The following is a 19,399-nucleotide window of genomic DNA, read 5'->3' as shown; positions in this document are numbered from 1 at the left end:
CTGGGTTGTTAATCAAAATCATCTCCACTAACACAACACGATGTTGTACGCACTGGATGCAACTCGACTCTCGGAGATAAGAATATGAGCAATGTCAACCAAACCATTATTCCTGTTGAACTTGTTGATAATGTACTGAACCCAATCAGTGAAGCAACAGGAATGCCGAATCAGGCCTACACCAGCGAAGAGTATTTTACTTTTGAGCGTGATCAGGTGTTTGGTAACACTTGGGTATGCATTGGTTTTGCATCAGACCTGCTTAAAAATGGCTATGTGATGCCACTTGATTTCATGAATCTTCCACTACTCATGATGAGAAATCGTCAAGGTGAAGTCCAAGTCTTCCACAACGTATGTAGTCATCGTGGTATGAAGCTGGTGCATGAGGCAGGCGAAGTTCAAGGCATGATTCGCTGTCCTTACCATTCATGGACGTACGATCTTGACGGCAATCTAAAAGGCACACCACACATCGGTGGTATCGCAAAACACAAAGATGATCGATTTAAGTGTGAAAAACACGGCCTTAAGCCACTTCGTTCAGCCGTTTGGATGGACATGGTATTCGTTAACTTATCGGGCAATGCAGAAAGCTTTGAAGATCATATCGCGCCACTAGAGCAACGTTGGCAGCAATTCTTAGGTGAAGATGGGTTAGGGCTTCTTCGCCGCGTGAACATGGGTGGCAACTTAGAGATCGAAGTGAAAAGTAACTGGAAGCTTGCCGTAGAAAACTACTGCGAGGCTTACCACTTACCTTGGGTGCATCCGAGTTTGAACAGTTATTCTCGCCTAGAGGATCACTACAACATCATGTTTGCAGAGCGCTTTGCTGGTCAAGGTAGTCTCGCGTACAACCTTTCTGATACAGCAGGAACACACTTACCTAAATTTCCAAGCTGGCCAGAAGATAAACTGCGTCATGCAGAATACGTTGCACTCTTTCCAAACGTGTTGCTTGGTATTCAAGCCGATCATGCCTTTGCAATGATGATTGAACCAATCACTGCGAATAAGAGTGTTGAGCACCTACGTGTTTTCTATGTGGGTGATGAAGCAACGAAAGATGAGTTTGCTGCGTGTCGTACTGCTACCGTTGAGTCGTGGCGAGTCGTGTTCGGCGAAGATATTGGAGCGGTCGAAGGTATGCAGGAAGGTCGTTACTCACCTGGCTTTAGTGGTGGCGTGTTCTCACCAGAAATGGATGTTCCGACGCATTTCTTCCAAACCTGGTTGGCAAAGCAAGTGAAAGCGGCACAGGAGCAGTAAGATGATGCATTACCTTAATTATATTGATGGTGAGTGGTGCGATTCAGAGCAAGCGCTGACCGTCATGAATCCTGGCACAGCCGAAGCGTATGCGACGATTGCAGAAGCCACTATCACCGATGCCGATCGCGCAATGGCAGCGGCACGCCGAGTGGTCAAGCAAGGCCTTCTTTCGGACGTTCGTCCAGCCGTCAGAACCGAGTGGATGTTAAAAGCCGCCGCAGCTATTCGTGAAATGGTTGATGAAGGTGGGTTAGTTGCCTGTCGTGAAAATGGGAAATCTTTGCAAGATGCCAAAGATGAGTTTTTAGAGTCGGCACGTTACTTCGAATACTACGCTGGCATGGCCGACAAGCTGGAAGGCACGTCAATTCCGTTGGGTAAAGACTATGTCGACTTCACTCAATATGTGCCGTTTGGCGTGTCAGTACAGATTGTGCCGTGGAATTTCCCTGTCTCTATTTGTGCACGCTCATTGGCACCTGCATTAGCTGCTGGTAACGCAGTGGTGATCAAATCGCCAGAGATTTCTCCACTTGCCATTACGTTGTTGGTTAAAGCGATTGAAAAAGCGGGCTTCCCAAAAGGCACGATTAACTTGCTATGTGGCAAAGGCTCCGTCGTTGGCAGTCATTTGGTGCAGCATCAAGAGGTCGATCAAATTGTCTTTACGGGTTCTGTACCGACCGGCCAACGCATTCTGCAAGATTCAGCGCAACGCGCTACTCCATCGGTGATGGAGCTGGGTGGTAAATCGGCTGCTATCGCGCTGAAAGATGCGAACCTCGAAACACTTTTGAAAAGCGTTCAGGTCGGTATTTTCTTTAACGCTGGTCAAGTGTGTTCGGCAATGTCTCGTTTGCTGATTCAAAAAGAGCGTTATGAAGAAGTAAAAGCGGTGGTAGTGGAAATGGCAAAAAGCCTAACTATTGGTCAAGGCGAAAGCCAGCCGGACATCACACCGTTGGTATCGGCTGATCAACAAGCACGCGTGCTTAAAATGATAGAGCAAGCAAAAGCCGACGGCGCGAATATCCTGACGGGTGGCTACGCACCTGATTTATCGGGTTACTTTGTCGCACCGACGGTGATTGAAGCCTCACCAGATATGCGTATTGCTCAAGAAGAAGTGTTTGGCCCTGTACTGGTAATTACACCGTTTGAAACCGAGCAAGAGGCCGTTGAAATCGCGAATGGCACCGATTTTGGCCTAGTTGCTGGTGTCTTTGGTGAAAGCCTAAACCAAACATTGCGTGTGGCGCAGCAACTGCGTGGTGGGCAAGTGTTCATCAATGAATGGTTTGCTGGTGGTATCGAAACACCATTTGGTGGCGTGGGCTTGTCCGGTTTTGGGCGAGAAAAAGGACAAGAAGCGATATATAGCTACGTCCAGACACGCAATATTGCCATTCGTTTGCAGCAAGACAGCAACGTATAGCTACCGTGTAACTTGATTTTCATCACCTCGTACCGACTTGGATTTCAGACCACAAGCTAGGGCGAGGTTGATGGAATCACAACAAATCTGACAGCGGTTTGTAAACACGGAAATTCTGAACAAGGTAGTTGGAGTAAAAGTGATGAGAAAGTGGCTCTGTATTATTTGCGGCTTAATCTATGATGAAGCACAAGGTTGGCCATCCGATGGCATTGCACCAGGAACAGCATGGGAAGATGTACCGGATGACTGGTTATGTCCTGACTGTTTAGTGGGTAAGGCCGATTTTGAAATGATCGAAATCACCGACGATGAGCCAGTAGAAGAGGTCGCGGCAGTGTCTTCGGTGTCGGTAGGATCGTCTGTTCAGCCAAATGCGGCTCAGCCACTTCCATCTGAAGTCACTCAGCCTATATTTTCAGCTGACCCTATTGTTATCATCGGTAGTGGCCACAGTGGTTACCAGTTGGCTGCGGCACTTAGAGCGCAATCTGAAACGGTTCCGATCACTGTCTTTACCGCTGATGATGGCGCACTGTACAGCAAGCCTGCATTGTCTAATGCACTGGTCATGAACAAAGACGGCGACGCGCTACAAAGTGAAAGCGCGTTGGAGTGGGAAAGCCGTCTCAATATCCGCGTTTACCCGCATACCCGTGTTGAACATATCGATCGTGCCAATTCAACGCTACACACCTCTATCGGCAAATACGCTTACAGCCGCTTGGTACTGGCAACAGGTGCATCACCGATTGAAATCCCAATTGAGGGTGATCGCTCTTGTGTTATGAGTGTGAACGACTTAGTTGATTACCGGCGTTTCAGAGCGGAGCTGCAAGACAAAAAGCGCATCGCAATCCTAGGTGATGGCTTAATTGGCTGTGAGTTCGCGAATGACCTGATCGAAAGCGGTTATGAAGTAACAGTTATCGGGTTAGGTCAATGGCCAATGGAGCGTTTGATCCCGCAACAGTTGGGTGAATCATTACAAAGTGCACTTGCCGATCGAGGCGTGCAATGGGCTCTACAAGACAGTATCGCCAGAATCGAGCCAAGGTCCGAATCAAGCGCGGTTTTGCATCTAAACAGTGGCAAGAAAATTGAAGCAGACCTAGTGCTAAGCGCGGTTGGACTCAAGCCAAATGTATCGCTGGCTGAGCAAGCAGGGCTCGAAGTGGGCCGCGGCATTAAAGTGAATCAATTCGGCCAGACGAGTGATGAGAGTATTTACTCGCTAGGCGACTGTGTTGAAACCGAGCAAGGTTGGCAGCCGTATATTGCGCCGATTAATCAAATGATTCCTTCCGTAGCGAAAAGCTTGCTAGGCGATGTCGCGTCAATCTCGTTAACGCCAACTCCTGTGATTGTAAAAACGCCGATTCTTCCACTCACTATTTTCCCGGTTGCCCCGAATGAACTGGGACAATGGTATATCGAGAGTCAGGCAGATGAATTGACCGCTGCGTTTTATTCTCCTGAGGGAACGATGTTTGGCTTTGCGTTGCTAGGAAGAAAAGTACAGTCATTACGTGGCCCTTGGCTAGATCAATTGTCATTGAAACTGTCAGCAGCGTAACGGAGAAAGAAGATGATTCATTTACCCAATGATGATGCAACATGTGGTTGGTACCATGCGTTGCCAAGTATTGCAGAAAAACCAGCGTTAAAAGGTAAACAAACTGCTGACTATGCCGTGCTAGGTGCCGGTTTCGCTGGACTAGCTATGGCAAGACGTTTAGCTGAGCTTCAGCCTAACGCACGAATTATACTGATTGACGCACAACGTATCGGCCAAGGGGCGTCAGGGAGAAATTCGGGCTTTGTGATCGATTTGCCTCATAAGTTTTCACTTGAGCATCCCGACCCTGAGCACAAACAAAAGTTGTTATCGCTCAACCGTTCTGCGATTGCTCAGCTAGACACTTTAGTGTCGAAGCACAGTATTTCTTGTCAGTGGTCAGCAAAGGGCAAATATCAAGGAGCCGTAGGGGCGCGCGGTGAAGCGTATCTCGATCACTTTGAGCACCTAATGAAAGACCTTGGCGAACCATACTTCCATGTTAATGGTAGTGAGCTGGCGAAAGTCTTAGGGACAAATTACTACAGCCGCGCAATTTACACGCCAGGTGGTTATTTAATGCAACCTGCTGCTCTGGTGCGTGGGCTAGGGGAAAGCCTTCCAGAGAACGTCGAGGTGTTAGAAAACTCGCCAATCCGCAAACTCAGTAAAGAAAACGGTTACTGGGTATTACATGGAGATAGTGGTTCTGTTGAAACCACTGAACTGTTACTTGGCACCAGCATTTTTACTCGTGAGTTTGGTTACCTTAAAAACAGATTACTGCCAGTGATGACGTTTGCAAGCTGGACGCGTCCATTGACCGACGCAGAAATGCAACGATACGGAGGTGAGCTGAATTGGGGTTTAACTCCAGCAGATCATGCGGGAACGACGTTACGTATGACCGCAGATCGACGTATTTTGATCCGAAATACTTACAAACACGTGCCGAAATATGGCTCAAGCATGAACGATAAAGTCAGAGAGCAAATCCGAGACGATCATCGTCAAGTCTTTTTGGTGCGTTACCCCGAGCTGGCCGACATACCATTTACTCACACATGGGGTGGGGTATATGCCATCTCTCGTAACTTTACTAACTTTTTTGGTCAATTAGATGAAGGTGTTTATGCCAGCGCTTGTGACAATGGTGTTGGTGCTGCGTGGGGAACCATTTCTGGAACGCTGTTAGCTGACTATGTCGTAGGTGCGACATCTAAATCATTGGATGACATACAGCAAGTGACAGGGATGCCTTGTTTGAATCCGCCAGAGCCTTTTTTAGGCATGGGAGTAAAAACGCGTATCCAATTAGCAAAATGGCAAAGCAGGAGTGAGTTATGAAGCAAGTCAAACTCGTTGATAGTAAAAATTTAGATTTCAATGTTCGTGGTAATACGCCGGGAATGGCGTACGTAGCCCGAGCGTTAAGCCCAGAAATCTCACCAAACATTGGCGTAGGCTTTGCTAAATGGGAAGGCGCTCAAGTGGCTTGGACGGTGCTTTATGATGAGGTTATTTTTGTGATTGAAGGCTGTTTCGAGCTGACCGCAAATGGTGAGACACATTTTGTGCACCCAGGTCAAATGCTGTGGATCCCGGAAGGAACCGAATTGGTTTATGGTGGGCATGCTCTATTCGGTTACGTGGTTCATCCAGGAAACTGGAAAGAGCTACACGGGATTAAATGATTTGTTTTACAGACGAGACAACGACTTGAAGTTCTACTCGTGCTAAATCAAAAATCGTTCACAGTGTATGTGAGCCAAATCAACTCGCTCGTTAAGGGCGTGTCACCGAAGCCTCCTTCTTGAAGTCATTTGGGTATATACATCAGTTTTAACGGTAGCCATATCGAGATGCTTGGTATGGCTTTTATCGTTAAGGATAATAATCTCATTGGATCAAGGGGTATATAATCGTTAAATTGCACTTGCGACATCTTTGCGCTGTGACTGGCAATTCAAACTATTGTTTTAGCCAATAGAAACACTAAAAATTATCCACCAAATAATACGTTACTGAGTCTGGCCGTTGCATTTACGGCTGCCTATTTCGCAGCCGATGATTATTACTTAATATAAGAACTCACCATGCACACTCGTCGTGAACGCGTATTTGACCCCTTTCATCGTCTAACGGTATTTACAGATAAATGGCGACTTGGATCTAAATCTTATCTTACTGATCTCGCATCTATTGCCTTATTGCTGTTACCGCTGACGCTATCTAACGCACTTGCCATCTTTTTTGGTCACGCTTCTAGAATCCTAGGGATGTCAGAGGTTTCTCAGTTATTGTTCCATCTTTCTGATATTTTAATCAACTTATATCCCACAGCGTTTTGCATTGTGGCTGGTTACTATTTATCGCATAAAGTGAATGTGTCGAGCGCGATTATCATCATTTATTCGTTGGTCATGTTCTATTTAATTTCAATAGAGAATGACAGCCTTTCTAGTAATTACATGTTGCCGAATAACCCGTTATTAGCACTCTTTAGTGCAACAGTGTCATACGTTTATTGTAAAAGTTTCCGAATTGAGCTGCTTGATCCTCAAGCAATGGACTTCTCTTCTCGTCTTTTTAAAGATGTCTTACATTTTTTCGTATTCGTTTTATTTGCGGTTTGCTTATCTCATGTCACCGCAGCGGTGATGGATGCTTTTACTACAACAGTGGCTGGACTTAACTTTGATCCGCTGACGTTCACAGGAGGATTATTTTATCAATCCATCTTGAGCTTATTAGGAGCGGCGGGCATTAATGGTCACAACATGTTGTTTGCCATCAAGCAGCAAATATACGCTGCGACCGAAGCCAACATGGCTGCTTGGCAAACAGGCGAAGCGTCGCTTAACGTTATTAGCCAAGGTTTTTACGACGCATTTTTATCCATGGGCGGGTCAGGGAATAGCATCAGTTTACTCCTGTGTCTGCTATTGTTCGCTAAAGAGCGCAATCATATTTTACTGGCGTTAGCGGCAGCCCCATTGGTGATGTTCAACATCAATGAAGTGCTGCTATTTGGCTTGCCTATCATCTTTAACCCTATTCTAGTCGTCCCATTTGTATTAGTACCGCTGGTAAGTTTTATCATCACCTACTGTGCGATTGCTTCCGGCTTAATTGCGCCTGTTGAAAATATTGTGAACTGGATGACACCGCCTCTGTTGAGTGGTTATGTTGCAATGGGGCATCAGGTACAGGGGGCGATACTTCAACTGGTGGTGATTGCGATTGGTGTACTAATTTATCGACCTTTTTATCTAGCCTATGCAGGCAAATATGTGGGGCAGCTTGGTGTAAGTAATACTTACAATGGTTTAGAACAATCTCTATTTAAATCACTACTCAGTAGTGTGAAAGATGCGAACACATCGAGTATCAGCAAGTCATCCGCGCAGAAGCGTTTAACTTCCATTCTTCGTGAAGGCGAGTTGGTGATGTTTTATCAAAAGCAGCACTCAACAAAGGATGCGGAACAGTATTCTTACGAAGCGCTTATTCGATATAAAGATGAAGATGGAAACTTACTTTCACCAACGTTTATTGAAGATTTTCACCGATTAGATGCCATGCCACTGCTCGATAAATTAGTACTCGAAAAGGTGTTGTCGGATATGAAGGAAATGGGATTATCTGAGCAGCGAAGAGTGGCCATTAATGTTTCTGTTGCTACCATTCAACAAGTGGATTTTGTTCAGCATTTACAAGGCAGGTTGGTCTATTTTGGAATCCCGGCTGAATGGCTTGAAATTGAAATTACTGAAGAAGCCGTATTAGACAATGAAGTTTCTTTAACTAACACCATGAAAGCTCTACAGAGTATGGGAGTTCGTATCACAATGGATGATTTTGGTACGGGCTACGCATCGTTTCCTCATTTGTTCAAGTATCCATTTAACAAGATTAAGCTAGACAGATCGCTGCTATTGGACGCTAACGATCATCGTGGACGGCAACTGTATCGATTGGTTGCTAAGTTAGGACATATTGCAAATTGTGAGGTCGTAGCGGAAGGGGTGGAAACGCAGTCTGACTATGACTTTGTGCGGTCAAGTGGGGTTGATAAAGTTCAAGGGTTTTACTTAGCAAGGCCTGTACCTTTGGATGAGATTATCCATCGACGTGCTTAACTAAGGTGCAATAAAAAGGGAAGCGATGGCTTCCCTATAGTGAGTCTTGTTTTGACTTAGTTAGCTCTTATTTGAACTCAAATTTACCCTGCATGATCGCCCAGTGACCAGGGAACGAGCAGAAGAATGAGTAGTCGCCGCCAGCTTTCATTTTTTCAGTGCTGAAAGTAATGCTGGTGCTTTCACCGCCGCCAATCACTTTTGTGTGAGCGTATACACGGTCGTCATTTGGCTTCACGTAATTGTTTTCTGCACCTGCTGCCATGCCGTCCGTACCTACTGCTTGTAGATTAGCGGTATCTGCTATAACGACGTTGTGACCCATTGATTGTGCAGGCATTTTACCTGTGTGGTTTAGCGTCAGTTTTACTTCTTTACAAGTGGCTGGAACGCTCAGTGTTTTAGTAGAAAACTGCATCATATCGTTAGCATCTAGGGACACTTCACACTCGGCACTGGCTTGGGCACCAAAGCTCATTCCTACTAATGCGAAGGTTGCTGCTAATAAACGTAAAGACATATAACACTCTCCATTTTATATTTTGGGCTGACTTGGATTAATCTCATCCAATAGTTCTCATTATCAGCCAATTTTCACTCGAAAAACGTGCTTCAAGCGGTATATTGACGTTTTGTTGCAAACTTGTACTGGTTAGTTCCACTATTTGATCACTCATAGGCCCTATTTCATGCGATGGCGTGAGGTAAATCAAAAAAGAAAGGAATACGCCCCGTACAGAGATAAGGTCTATCTTATTAAGCCTTTGGAGCAGTATCTTGGCGTTTATTAGAAGTAGATTAGAGAAGGTGAGAGGAGAGGCTCAAGCATAAAAAAGCTCAGCCAAATTGCTGAGCTTTAACAGTTAGAGCGGCAGTTTACGTTTAGCGATTTTGCTTCAACGCATCTAACGCTTCATGTAATGACGGCACGATGGAATGACCAAATTGTTTTACCTCTTCGCAAGGTTCAACTAAATCCGGAATCTGATAAGTAACCATATTCGCTGCCACGGCTGCGCGAACACCGTTATTGGAATCTTCAAAGGCCAAACATTGGCTTGGTTCTACATCCAGACGATTCGCTGCCAGCAAATAGATTTCTGGATCGGGTTTACCGTGGTTTACCTCGCAGCCTGTGGTGAGGTTGTCGAAGTACTTACTCAAACCCGCTAATTCCAGTTTGATTTTCGCCACCTCTTTTGCCGTAGAAGTCGCTACTGCGATTGGTAAGCCTTGTGCTTTCAGCCATTCTAGCAGCTCAACAACACCATTTTTCACTGGGATGGCTTGGTGTTTGACGACAGCATTGTAACGAGTACGCCATTCATGATGCAGGCGGTCTAGGTTCTCACCGTAGGCTTTGCGGAAAATTGCTTCAATACCTGCCGCATTGCGACCAATGATCGACAGGTAAACATCTTCATAAAACGGAAGGTTTTGGACTTCACATGCTTCTTGGAAAATACGCATACAGACGCGCTCAGTATCAAGGAGCAAACCATCCATATCAAAAATAGCAGCTTGGTAGTTCATTACATTACAGACTTTTCGATTGTGATGGTGCATTTTGACATAAGCGAGATAGATTTTCTTGCGGAATTCAAACCGTCCGTATCCTTTTTTTACTTTATACCTAACCGTTTGGCTAAGCGGTGTAAATTACCATTATCGAGTTCTAACTGACGTGCTGTTGCAGCCCAGTTTCCTTGATTCTGCTCTAGTGCTTTTAGAATCATGGCTTTTTGGAAGGTGTCAGTAGCTTGCTTTAAACCAGCGTCTGACAGTTCAAATGAAGAGCTAGGTATACCTGGCTCTTCAGTGATGGGCTGATTGTTCGACGCTTTGATATCGAAATCTTGTTCCACCAATTCGATATCCAGCGATTGAGTTCTAGCTTTGGCAAGCACGCCCGCTCGTTTGATGACGTGTTCCAGTTCACGCACGTTGCCCGGCCAAGAGTAATCTTTAAGTTCTTGAACTAGAGTGGGAGAGAGTCGAACACTGTTCAGCCCCAACTTGCTGCGTAGTTGCTCTGCAAAGAAACCAGCCAGTAGCACGACATCGTCTTCACGTTCACGAAGTGGAGGGACATGAAGAGGGAATACACTCAAACGGTGGTACAAATCTGCTCTGAAACGGCCAGCTTTTACTTCTTCATGCAGAACACGGTTCGTTGCCGCCACAATGCGTGTGTTGACTCGAATATGGCGGTCATCCCCAACACGCTGGATATCGCCATATTGCAATGCGCGAAGTAGCTTGGCTTGCAACTCCAGAGAAAGTTCGCCGACTTCATCCAAAAACAGTGTGCCGCCGTCGGCTTGCTCGAACTTACCCTTGCGATTACTGATAGCACCAGTAAAAGCGCCTTTGATATGACCAAAAAGCTCACTCTCTGCGACAGACTCCGGTAACGCGGCACAGTTTAAGTACACCAAGGTATTATTGGCTCGGTGAGAGCGATGATGAATTGCGTTTGCGACGAGCTCTTTACCAACACCTGTTTCACCCATTATCAACACAGATAGCTCGGTATCTGCCACCGCATCGATTTGCTCTTGAAGTGCTTTCATTCCAGCAGATTTGCCAATGATTTCGTTGCTTAGCGTGCGTTTCTCAGTGTAAGACTCACGTGGCAAGCTTGCTTGTGTTTCTAACTGCTCCAGTAGTAGAGCAGTGTGCAAGCCACCCGCGGCTAACGCACTTACAAAGCGTAGTTCTTGATTGAGTAAACCATCGAACTGATTCGGGTCGAAGGCATCAATAGTGATCGCGCCAATCAATTGATCGTCGATCAACAAAGGGAGGCCAATACATGAATGGACGTGCAGCTTGTCGTCGTGGTTCGGAATTAACCCGTCATAGGGATCGGGTAAGTCGCTATTCGATGGAAACCGTACGATATCGCCAGCGCGTGCAATGGCTTCCAATCTCGGGTGTTGGTTTATAGAAAAACGGCGTCCCAATACTTCCTTTGCTAAGCCATTGATAGCCAGCGGCTTAAAGTGCTGATCTTCATACAAAAGAAGAGCAGAAGCATCACATTTTAATATCTCGCGAATCGTTGTTAATAAGGTATCAAATCGAGCTTGCCGAGTGAGCGCTGAATTTAGGTCTTGCGTGATGTGTAGCCATTGCGCGATTAAAGAAGTCATAGCCAATACCAATTGTGTCAATATGACTATTGTAGTGTCTTAATGACAATTTTCAACTGTGTCTAAATGACAGTTGTTAAAGTTGTATTTTAATTAAATTATTGAAATATATAGCAATTAAAAGTTGGCATGCCCAGTGCTATACAAGAAGAAATTATTTTTGTTTATCCCGTCATTCAAGGTAGTAATTATGACAATTCACGTAAAAAACAACATCCACTGGGTAGGTCAACGCGATTGGGAAGTTCAAGATTTCCATGGTACAGAATACAAAATGACAAAAGGCACCAGTTACAACAGCTATCTTATTCGTGAAGGAAAAACGGTGCTGATCGATACGGTTGATCATCGATTCAGCCAACAATTTATCCAGAACCTAGAAATGGAAATCGATCTTAAGACGATCGATTTTATCGTCGTGAACCATGCAGAAGAAGATCATTCAGGCGCATTGTCTGCATTGATGGAGAAGATTCCGAACACGCCGATTTACTGTACAGAAGCGGCGATTGATTCGATTGTGGGTCATCACCACCATCCTGAGTGGAACTTCAAAACCGTAAAAACGGGCGACAGCATTGATATTGGTAACGGTAAACAATTGGTATTTGTGGAAGCGCCGATGTTGCACTGGCCTGACAGTATGATGACTTACTTAACCGGCGATGCGGTGCTGTTTAGTAATGACGCCTTTGGACAGCATTATTGTGATGAGCGTTTGTTTAATGATGAAGTGGATCAAAATGAGTTGATGGAACAGTGTTTGCGTTACTACTCAAACATCCTAACGCCATTTAGCAGCTTGGTAACAGCCAAAATTAAAGAAGTGCTGAGCTTTAATTTGCCCGTCGACATGATCGCAACATCACACGGTATTGTATGGCGCGATAATCCGGTTCAAATCATCGAGCAATATTTGGAATGGGCGGATAACTACCAAGAAGATCGCATTACGATTTTCTACGATTCCATGTCAAATAACACTCGAATGATGGCAGATGCCATTGCGCAGGGCATTCACGATGTTGACCCTAGCGTGGCGGTCAAAGTCTTCAATGTCTCTAAACATGACAAAAATGAAATCCTCGCCAATGTGTTCCGCTCAAAAGGCATATTGGTTGGTTCATCTACCATGAATAACGTCATGATGCCGAAGATCGCAGGCATGCTAGAAGAAATTACCGGTCTGCGCTTTAAAGCGAAAAAAGCCGCTGCCTTTGGTAGCTACGGTTGGAATGGTGGTGCGGTAGACCGTATCCACGCACGGTTGACCGATGCGGGTTTTGAAACGGCAGTCAGCCTGAAAACCAAATGGCGACCAGATGGTAAAGCGATGCGTGAGTGTCGTGAACATGGCAAGAGCATCGCGAAACTGTGGGCGAAACATCCACTAACAAGTCCTGTTACGGCTCCGATGATGGCTGCGTCTGCACCGCAAGTTCGATCACAGCCCGTTGTACAAGTAGAAACGCCAGCAGTGGTCGAAAGGGAGCTTATTAATCCAAGCTCAGAAGCACATCCATCAGATTGCCAGTGCATGATTTGCACCGTTTGTAACTGGGTGTATGACCCTGCTCAGGGTGAGCCTAACCAAGGAATTGAACCGGGTACCACGTGGTCAGACGTTCCGGATTACTTCCTTTGCCCTGAGTGTCACTTGGGTAAAGATGTATTTGTTGAGTTCAAGGGTTAAGGAGCTGTGATGCAAGCACCAATTGTAATCATAGGCAGTGGCTTTGCTGCCTATCAACTGGTTAAAACTGTGCGTCGAATGGATGCACTGGTGTCAATTCAAGTATTCACCGCTGATGACGGTGCGGAGTATAACAAGCCCGATTTGAGCCATGTGTTCAGTAGAAAACAGACCGCGAGGGATCTGGTGGTAAAAACGGGAGAAGCGTTTGCCCAAGAGCATCATATCGAGTTATTAACCCACACTAAAATTGATAGTGTGGATACGCAAGCCCAACAAGTGGTAGCAGATGGACAAGTTTATGCGTACTCCAAACTGGTTTTTGCAACGGGTGCGAAAGCTTTTGTTCCTCCAATGCGAGGTGATGCTTCTGGCGATATCCTAACGCTCAATTCGTTACAAGAGTATCAGCTCGCAGAAGAGAGAATCAGTCAAGCAAAGCGCGTAATGGTTATCGGTGGTGGTTTGATTGGCGTTGAGATTGCAATGGATATTGCGAGCAGCGGTAAAGCCGTTACGGTGGTTGAATCAAACCAACGCTTGCTTGCCAATCTTATTCCTGAGTTTGTTGCGTTGCCTCTGGAAAGCCAACTTAAGCAACAAGGCATTCAACTGGCGTTGGGAAATGGGGTTGTTGAGGTGAATCGTACCGCCGATTCGTTGGTAGCGATTTTGAACAGCGGTGAAGTGAGCGAGATTGATGTAGTGATTTCTGCCGCGGGCTTACGTTCAAACACTCAATTAGCGAATGCTTGTGGATTAGAGGTTGGGAAAGGCATTGCTGTCGACGCTAAGCTGCAGACTTCTGCGAACAATGTATTCGCTCTGGGCGATTGCGCCGAGATACAAGGGCGTATGCTTCCATACCTTCAGCCAATCGTGTTGAGCGCTAATGTTTTAGGTAAGCTGTTGCTTGGGCAGGAAGCGCAATTGAAGTTGCCGCCAATGATGGTAAAAGTCAAAACGCCGAGTTACCCAATTCAGCTTGCCGGGGACTTCGGTGCTGTCGCGAATTGGAATGTGCAGATTTCTCAATCTGGCATCGTGGCAAAAGCTGAAAATGAACAAAGCATATTGACAGGGTTTGTTGTGACGGGTGAGCAAGTGGCTCAGGCTTTTCCGTTACTGCGTGAACTGTCTCAAGTCGCGCAATCGTAACTCGCTTCAAGCAGCACAATTTTATATTCAAAGAGGGTATAACCATGTCACATCTTCGTATTCCGAAAGACTGGACGGTTCAACGTTCGACGCCATTTTTTACCAAAGGCAGTGTGCCTCCAGCTCTTCTAACTCATCACAACACAGCCGAAGGCGTGTTTGGGCAGTTATGCGTAATGGAGGGGCAAGTCACCTATTATGGTTTTGCAGATGAATTCGCGACAGAGCCTGAAATGGTCGTCGTGATCAACGCAGGTCAGTTCGCGACAAGCCCGCCACAGTATTGGCATCGTATTGAAATGAGCGATGATGCACAGTTCAATATTAACTTTTGGTTGAATAAAGATAAAAGTGGACAAGCGATGTTCCACGCTAAGCAGTAAACCTTTCTAGACAATTTGATTATTGCGTGAATTTATCGGGAAAAGCGCATATTAAGTAAAAGAGCAGAGACGTTTCTCTGCTCTTTTTTGCTTATTGGCAGTAATGACATGTGAACTTAATCAGCGATATTAACTGTAAGCCCGTGCTACGCGACCTTCGCAATTCAAGGTGTATTGTTTGGCGTAAGCTGGGATGAAAACAGATTGGCCTTTATCTACTACACACGTTTCACCATTTGCGTCTGTAATCACGAGCGGGGAATCTAGCGGCAACAGGATTTCTGCGGTTCTTACATCAAGCGTTCGTTGGTTGGCCTGCTTTACAATCGCGAATTTGAAATCGTCTACGGGAATTGGGTATTCCAACATGTCGTCGATTTCATTTGGTGCGAGCAGTAGGGTGTCGAATGGTTTTTCTTCGAAGCGTGTGCATGCAACGAGTTCTTTTATATCCATATACTTCGGCGTTAAACCGGCACGTAGCACGTTGTCTGAGTTCGCCATGATCTCAAGACCTGTACCTTTTAAGTAAGCGTGTGGCGTTTCTGCATCCAAGAACATGGCATCACCCGGCTGTAGGGTAATCACATTGAGCATCAGTGGCGCAAACAAACCAATATCGCCAGGGTATTGCTTCTCTAGTTCAAGAATGAGGTTGAACAGAGGTAAGTCGGTGATGCGAGCTTGAGCCAATAACACCGTCAACGCCATCTCTTTCTGTTCGCCCTCTAGTGACAGTAGACCCGAGAAGAAGGTCGCTAAGCCCGTTGGCGTTTGGTTTGCGATAAGTTCATCCACCAAGCCTTGCAGCTCAGGAATCGCCAGCTCAGAGAAGAAGCTGATGATTTCACTGGTTGGGCGGAAGCCATTCATCGCTTGGTATTCGGTTAGCGCGTAAACCAATTCTGGTTTGTGGTTTGGATCTTTGTAGTTACGGTTTGCAGCGGTTAGGGGAATGCCTTGTTTTTCTTCCAGTGCAAAACCCAGTTCTGCTTGTTGCTTGTTTGGGTGCACCTGAATCGACAGCGCTTTCTCAGCGGCAAGCACTTTAAACAGGTATGGAAGTTCACCAAAACGGTTTACGACTTCTTCACTCAGAAAAGCATTCATGTCTTGAGCAATCAGTGAAGAGAGTTTGGTCTCCTCGCCGTTTACCATCACCAATGAGCAACCGTTTGGATGCGCGCCCATCCATACTTCTGCTTGTGGTTCGCCCGTTGGGTTTTCAATGCCAAACAGTTGGTTAACAGAAGTAGTGCTGCCCCAAGCGTAGTTTTGAATCACGTTGTTCATCAGGAAAAACATCGGATGCTTAGCTTGAGTTTGAATCGTTTGTGTATCGGACATCGTTAAATCAGACATAGAGTGTCACCATGAGAGAAAATCATGGCTTGGGCGACATTGCCCAAGCCATAGGAGCCATTTGGGGGAGGGGGGATTAAGCGGCTGCTTGCATCATTTTTGCTTTACGCACTTTCTTCAACGTTACACACGTTACTGCGGTAACCGTTGCGCCAGCTGCCATACAAATCAGAGCAAGTACAGGGTGGTTCATCGCGCCAAGTAGAGCGACAACTGGACCGCCGTGAGCAACGCTGTTGGTAATGCCGAATGAGAACGCCATTACTGCCGCCACCATTGAGCCAAGTACGTTTGCAGGAATCACTGACATTGGATCTTGCGCTGCGAACGGAATCGCACCTTCAGAGATACCAACCAGACCCATTGCACCAGCTGCTTTGCCCGCTTCTGTTTCTGATTCTTCGAACAGGTCGAACTTGCGACCAAGCGCTGTTGCTAGTGCCATGCCTAGAGGTGCCACAGGGATTGCACACGCCATCGCACCCATAAATTGAGTTTGACCGCTCGCAATCATGCCCACAGAGAATAGGAACGCGACCTTGTTGAATGGACCACCCATATCGAAGCCAGCCATACCACCAAGTACGATGCCTAGTAGAACGACGTTACCTGTACTCATGCTCGTTAGTAGCGCAGTCAGGCCGTCCATTAGGCTTGCGATTGGCGCGCCGATAACGAAGATGAAAAGACCAGCGATGAATAGCGAACCTGTGATTGGCGCAATCATGATTGGCACCAAAGGTTGGATGAATTTGTGGTAGTTAATCGACGTAATCCACTTCACGAAGTAACCCACAAGCAGACCTGCGATGATGGCACCGATAAAGCCTGTACCAGCGTCTGCGCCGTAGAAAGAACCGTTGTTTGCAATCCAACCACCGATCAAGCCAGGAGCTAGAGCTGGGCGGTCAGCAATCGCGTAAGCAATGTAACCGGCAAGGATTGGGATCATCAGCGTAAAGGCAACCACACCGACGTTGAGGATTTGGTTCCACATGCTGCCTTCAGGAATCGCCATGCCCGCTTCACTCGGCTGACCGCCTACAGCAAGAGCAAGGGCAATCAACAGACCACCGGTTACGACGAATGGGATCATGTGTGATACGCCATTCATCAAGTAGCGATATAAGTCAGAACGAGCTTGAGAAGCTTTGTCGGCAACCGATGCTTGCGTATTGCCATTGGACTCAGCTTGGTACGTCGGTGCGTTTAACGCTTCATTAATCAGTCCTTGAGCATCGCGGATTGGGGCTTTTACGTTGGTTTTAACCACGCGTTTGCCCGCGAAGCGGTTCATGTCAACTTGCTTGTCACATGCCACGATGATGGCATCTGCACGCTCGATTTCTTCTGCGGTTGGGCTGTTTTTCACACCGATTGAACCGTTCGTTTCAACCTTGATTTCGTAACCCATTGCCGCTGCACCTTTCTCTAGTGCTTCTGCTGCTAAGTAGGTGTGCGCAACGCCCGCAGGACAACCAGTCACACCAATGATGAAGCCTTGGTTTGCTGGTGCATCTGTCACTGGTTGCGGTTCTTCTTTAGCAAGAAGGAGTGCCAGTGCGTCTTGGTTGTTTGTTGCGCCTAAGAACGCATCGATGAAACCATCTTCAATCAGTTTTGAAGACAGTTCTGCAAGTACTTCGATGTGGTGGTTATCGCCACCGTCTGGAGAAGCGATCATGAAGAACAGCTTTGAAGGTAAACCGTCTTCCGCGCCGTACTCGATACCTGATTTGCTAACGCCGATCACAACCGCCGGTTCAATCACAGCGGCGCTTTTCGCGTGTGGAATTGCCACGCCATCTTCAAATCCGGTATTTCCTAATTCTTCACGTGCTTTTATATCTTCAAGAAATTTTGTTTGGTCAGAAATACGACCTTGAGCATGAAGAACGGCAACCAGTTCTTTAAATACGTCTTCTTTTGAAGACGCTTTAAGATCAAGCTTAATTAAGTCTTCATTTATTAGTTTGGTGATCATTGTCGAACCCCTATAAATATAATTTTTATTTCAGGGGTATTTTTAAATTACTGATAAAAAGACTGTAGTGAAGAAAAAATGCATTTACTGGAGGATTGTAACCGACTCACTATAGTGTGATTTAGATCGTTCACTGGACAAATCTAGCTGCATATCTGTGACATGATGGATAAGAAGCTAAACGATAAGTGAAATGTGGCTTTGCTCCCATTTGAAAAGGGATTGAGTATTATTGATAGAGTTTTTGTTACTGGAAATTTGATGCGTTAACTGGATTTTTGTAACATTAAAATGGAATTGTGATTTTGCTCAATAGCACAAAAGTCCAGTCCGGTGTATATCTATAGTAAATAGCATCATTGATGCATATATAGAGTGTGAGACAATGATTTTTCATGATTTGATTTCAGCGGTATTAAATGAAAGAGAGCCATTTCATAATATTTTGTTTGCAGGAGATTTTCATACGCCGCCTGAATTTAGCTATCAAGTTAATTTCCCTCGCCTAGAGTTAGTTCTGGATGGGGAATATATTAATGAAATGGAAAGTCATGATCGAAAAGTAACGCACATCGTTGCTAAAAAAGGCGACGCGATATTTATTCCACCTAACTGTTGGAATAAACCAGACTGGGATACCGATTGTTCAGTGTTAAGTATTTTGTTTGGGCGTCGACAACTTGGGTTGAGTTTGGTGAGCAAACGCAAAGGTGAGGCAAACTTTTACGATATTCAAAAGCATAGCATTCAAACGCGCTCAGGATTTGCGATAGATAACATCTTAGAAGCGTTGAGCTCACTGGCTCGTGAGAATACTAAAAAACCAATGGATGAGCTTTTACTACAAGCATTATTGCAATACGCGAAGACGATGTTGGATGCACCAGTCGAGCAGCAGTCACATAGCCGTGTGCAAGATCTCTATCAAGGGATCTGCATCTACATTCAAGAGAACTTCCATCGCCCAATCACGCGTGACAGCATTGCGTCGAGATTCAGTATTTCCTCGAACCATTTGTCGCGCTTGTTCCGTCAGCAGGGGCACATGACCTTGGCAGACTACATTACTTGGGTACGCGTGGATCGTGCGAAGTTTATGCTCAAGAAATACAACTTCAAACTCAATGACGTGTCAGTGCGCTGCGGATTTAAAGACGTGAACTATTTCTGCCGAGTATTTAAGAACCGTACAGGCAGAACGCCGACGGAATATCGTGGTTCGATTTAAGCCTTCAGTCAGAGAGCGTAAATCAT

The 19,399-nt window shown here is 45.8% G+C and carries 15 protein-coding genes; 10 read left to right on the top strand and 5 right to left on the bottom strand.

Features of this window, described 5'->3' with window-relative positions; all coding sequences use genetic code 11:
- The first annotated feature begins 84 nt into the window (after positions 1-84).
- The 6 genes from ACWPOD_RS05750 (at position 85) to ACWPOD_RS05725 (ending at position 8,410) form a co-directional block, all read left to right on the top strand.
- Complete coding sequence (locus tag ACWPOD_RS05750) at positions 85-1,272, top strand: aromatic ring-hydroxylating oxygenase subunit alpha (protein WP_167427702.1); 1,188 nt, start codon at positions 85-87, stop codon at positions 1,270-1,272.
- A 1-nt stretch (position 1,273) separates the two neighbouring features.
- The gene (locus ACWPOD_RS05745; RefSeq protein ID WP_167427701.1) at positions 1,274-2,710 is read left to right on the top strand and encodes an aldehyde dehydrogenase family protein; all 1,437 of its coding nucleotides are present in this window, start codon (positions 1,274-1,276) and stop codon (positions 2,708-2,710) included.
- Positions 2,711-2,852: 142 nt separating this feature from the next.
- Entirely contained in the window at positions 2,853-4,286 is a 1,434-nt protein-coding gene (locus tag ACWPOD_RS05740) for an FAD-dependent oxidoreductase (RefSeq protein ID WP_167427700.1), read from the top strand.
- A 12-nt stretch (positions 4,287-4,298) separates the two neighbouring features.
- Positions 4,299-5,615: an NAD(P)/FAD-dependent oxidoreductase gene (locus tag ACWPOD_RS05735; protein WP_167427699.1), complete on the top strand. Its 1,317-nt coding sequence runs from the start codon at positions 4,299-4,301 to the stop codon at positions 5,613-5,615.
- Positions 5,612-5,962, top strand: a complete 351-nt coding sequence (locus ACWPOD_RS05730; protein WP_167427698.1) for an ethanolamine utilization protein EutQ — start codon at positions 5,612-5,614, stop codon at positions 5,960-5,962. Before ACWPOD_RS05735 ends, ACWPOD_RS05730 begins: the two co-directional genes overlap by 4 nt.
- 402 nt (positions 5,963-6,364) lie before the next feature.
- A complete protein-coding gene (locus ACWPOD_RS05725) occupies positions 6,365-8,410 on the top strand; it encodes an EAL domain-containing protein (RefSeq protein ID WP_456231649.1) in 2,046 nt (681 codons plus the stop codon).
- Between the two features lie 67 nt (positions 8,411-8,477).
- On the opposite strand, the gene azu is transcribed toward ACWPOD_RS05725, so the two are convergent.
- The 3 genes from azu to norR form a co-directional block, all read right to left on the bottom strand.
- A complete protein-coding gene (azu, locus tag ACWPOD_RS05720) occupies positions 8,478-8,930 on the bottom strand; it encodes an azurin (protein ID WP_005392455.1) in 453 nt (150 codons plus the stop codon).
- Between the two features lie 362 nt (positions 8,931-9,292).
- Positions 9,293-9,943 carry an HAD family hydrolase gene (locus ACWPOD_RS05715; protein WP_005392456.1) on the bottom strand — a complete coding sequence of 217 codons (651 nt, stop codon included), beginning with the start codon at positions 9,941-9,943 and terminating at the stop codon, positions 9,293-9,295.
- 89 nt (positions 9,944-10,032) lie between these two features.
- A complete protein-coding gene (gene norR, locus ACWPOD_RS05710; protein WP_203342745.1) occupies positions 10,033-11,565 on the bottom strand; it encodes a nitric oxide reductase transcriptional regulator NorR in 1,533 nt (510 codons plus the stop codon).
- A 190-nt stretch (positions 11,566-11,755) separates the two neighbouring features.
- On the opposite strand from norR, the gene norV reads away from it, so the two are divergent.
- From norV to ACWPOD_RS05695, 3 genes are read left to right on the top strand one after another with little or no spacing between them, the layout of a single operon-like run.
- On the top strand, positions 11,756-13,258 hold the full coding sequence (gene norV, locus ACWPOD_RS05705) for an anaerobic nitric oxide reductase flavorubredoxin (RefSeq protein ID WP_167427695.1): 1,503 nt from the start codon (positions 11,756-11,758) through the stop codon (positions 13,256-13,258).
- Positions 13,259-13,267: 9 nt separating this feature from the next.
- A complete protein-coding gene (norW, locus tag ACWPOD_RS05700; protein WP_456231648.1) occupies positions 13,268-14,416 on the top strand; it encodes an NADH:flavorubredoxin reductase NorW in 1,149 nt (382 codons plus the stop codon).
- Between the two features lie 44 nt (positions 14,417-14,460).
- The gene (locus ACWPOD_RS05695) at positions 14,461-14,799 is read left to right on the top strand and encodes a DUF1971 domain-containing protein (RefSeq protein WP_456231647.1); all 339 of its coding nucleotides are present in this window, start codon (positions 14,461-14,463) and stop codon (positions 14,797-14,799) included.
- 129 nt (positions 14,800-14,928) lie between these two features.
- Here ACWPOD_RS05695 and manA read toward each other — a convergent pair whose 3' ends face one another.
- Both manA and ACWPOD_RS05685 read right to left on the bottom strand, forming a co-directional pair.
- Complete coding sequence (gene manA, locus ACWPOD_RS05690) at positions 14,929-16,161, bottom strand: mannose-6-phosphate isomerase, class I (protein ID WP_456231646.1); 1,233 nt, start codon at positions 16,159-16,161, stop codon at positions 14,929-14,931.
- Between the two features lie 76 nt (positions 16,162-16,237).
- Positions 16,238-18,145 (bottom strand): PTS fructose transporter subunit IIABC, encoded by a 1,908-nt coding sequence (locus ACWPOD_RS05685; RefSeq protein ID WP_031381037.1) that lies wholly within the window; start codon positions 18,143-18,145, stop codon positions 16,238-16,240.
- A gap of 385 nt (positions 18,146-18,530) precedes the next feature.
- Here ACWPOD_RS05685 and ACWPOD_RS05680 point away from each other — a divergent pair, with 385 nt between their 5' ends.
- On the top strand, positions 18,531-19,373 hold the full coding sequence (locus ACWPOD_RS05680) for a helix-turn-helix transcriptional regulator (protein WP_005499698.1): 843 nt from the start codon (positions 18,531-18,533) through the stop codon (positions 19,371-19,373).
- Positions 19,374-19,399 lie beyond the last annotated feature (26 nt).

It is taken from the genome of Vibrio sp. JZG120 (assembly GCF_053890955.1).
The sequence above is the reverse complement of the archived record's forward strand: the minus strand, read 5'-3'. Positions and strand labels throughout refer to the sequence as shown.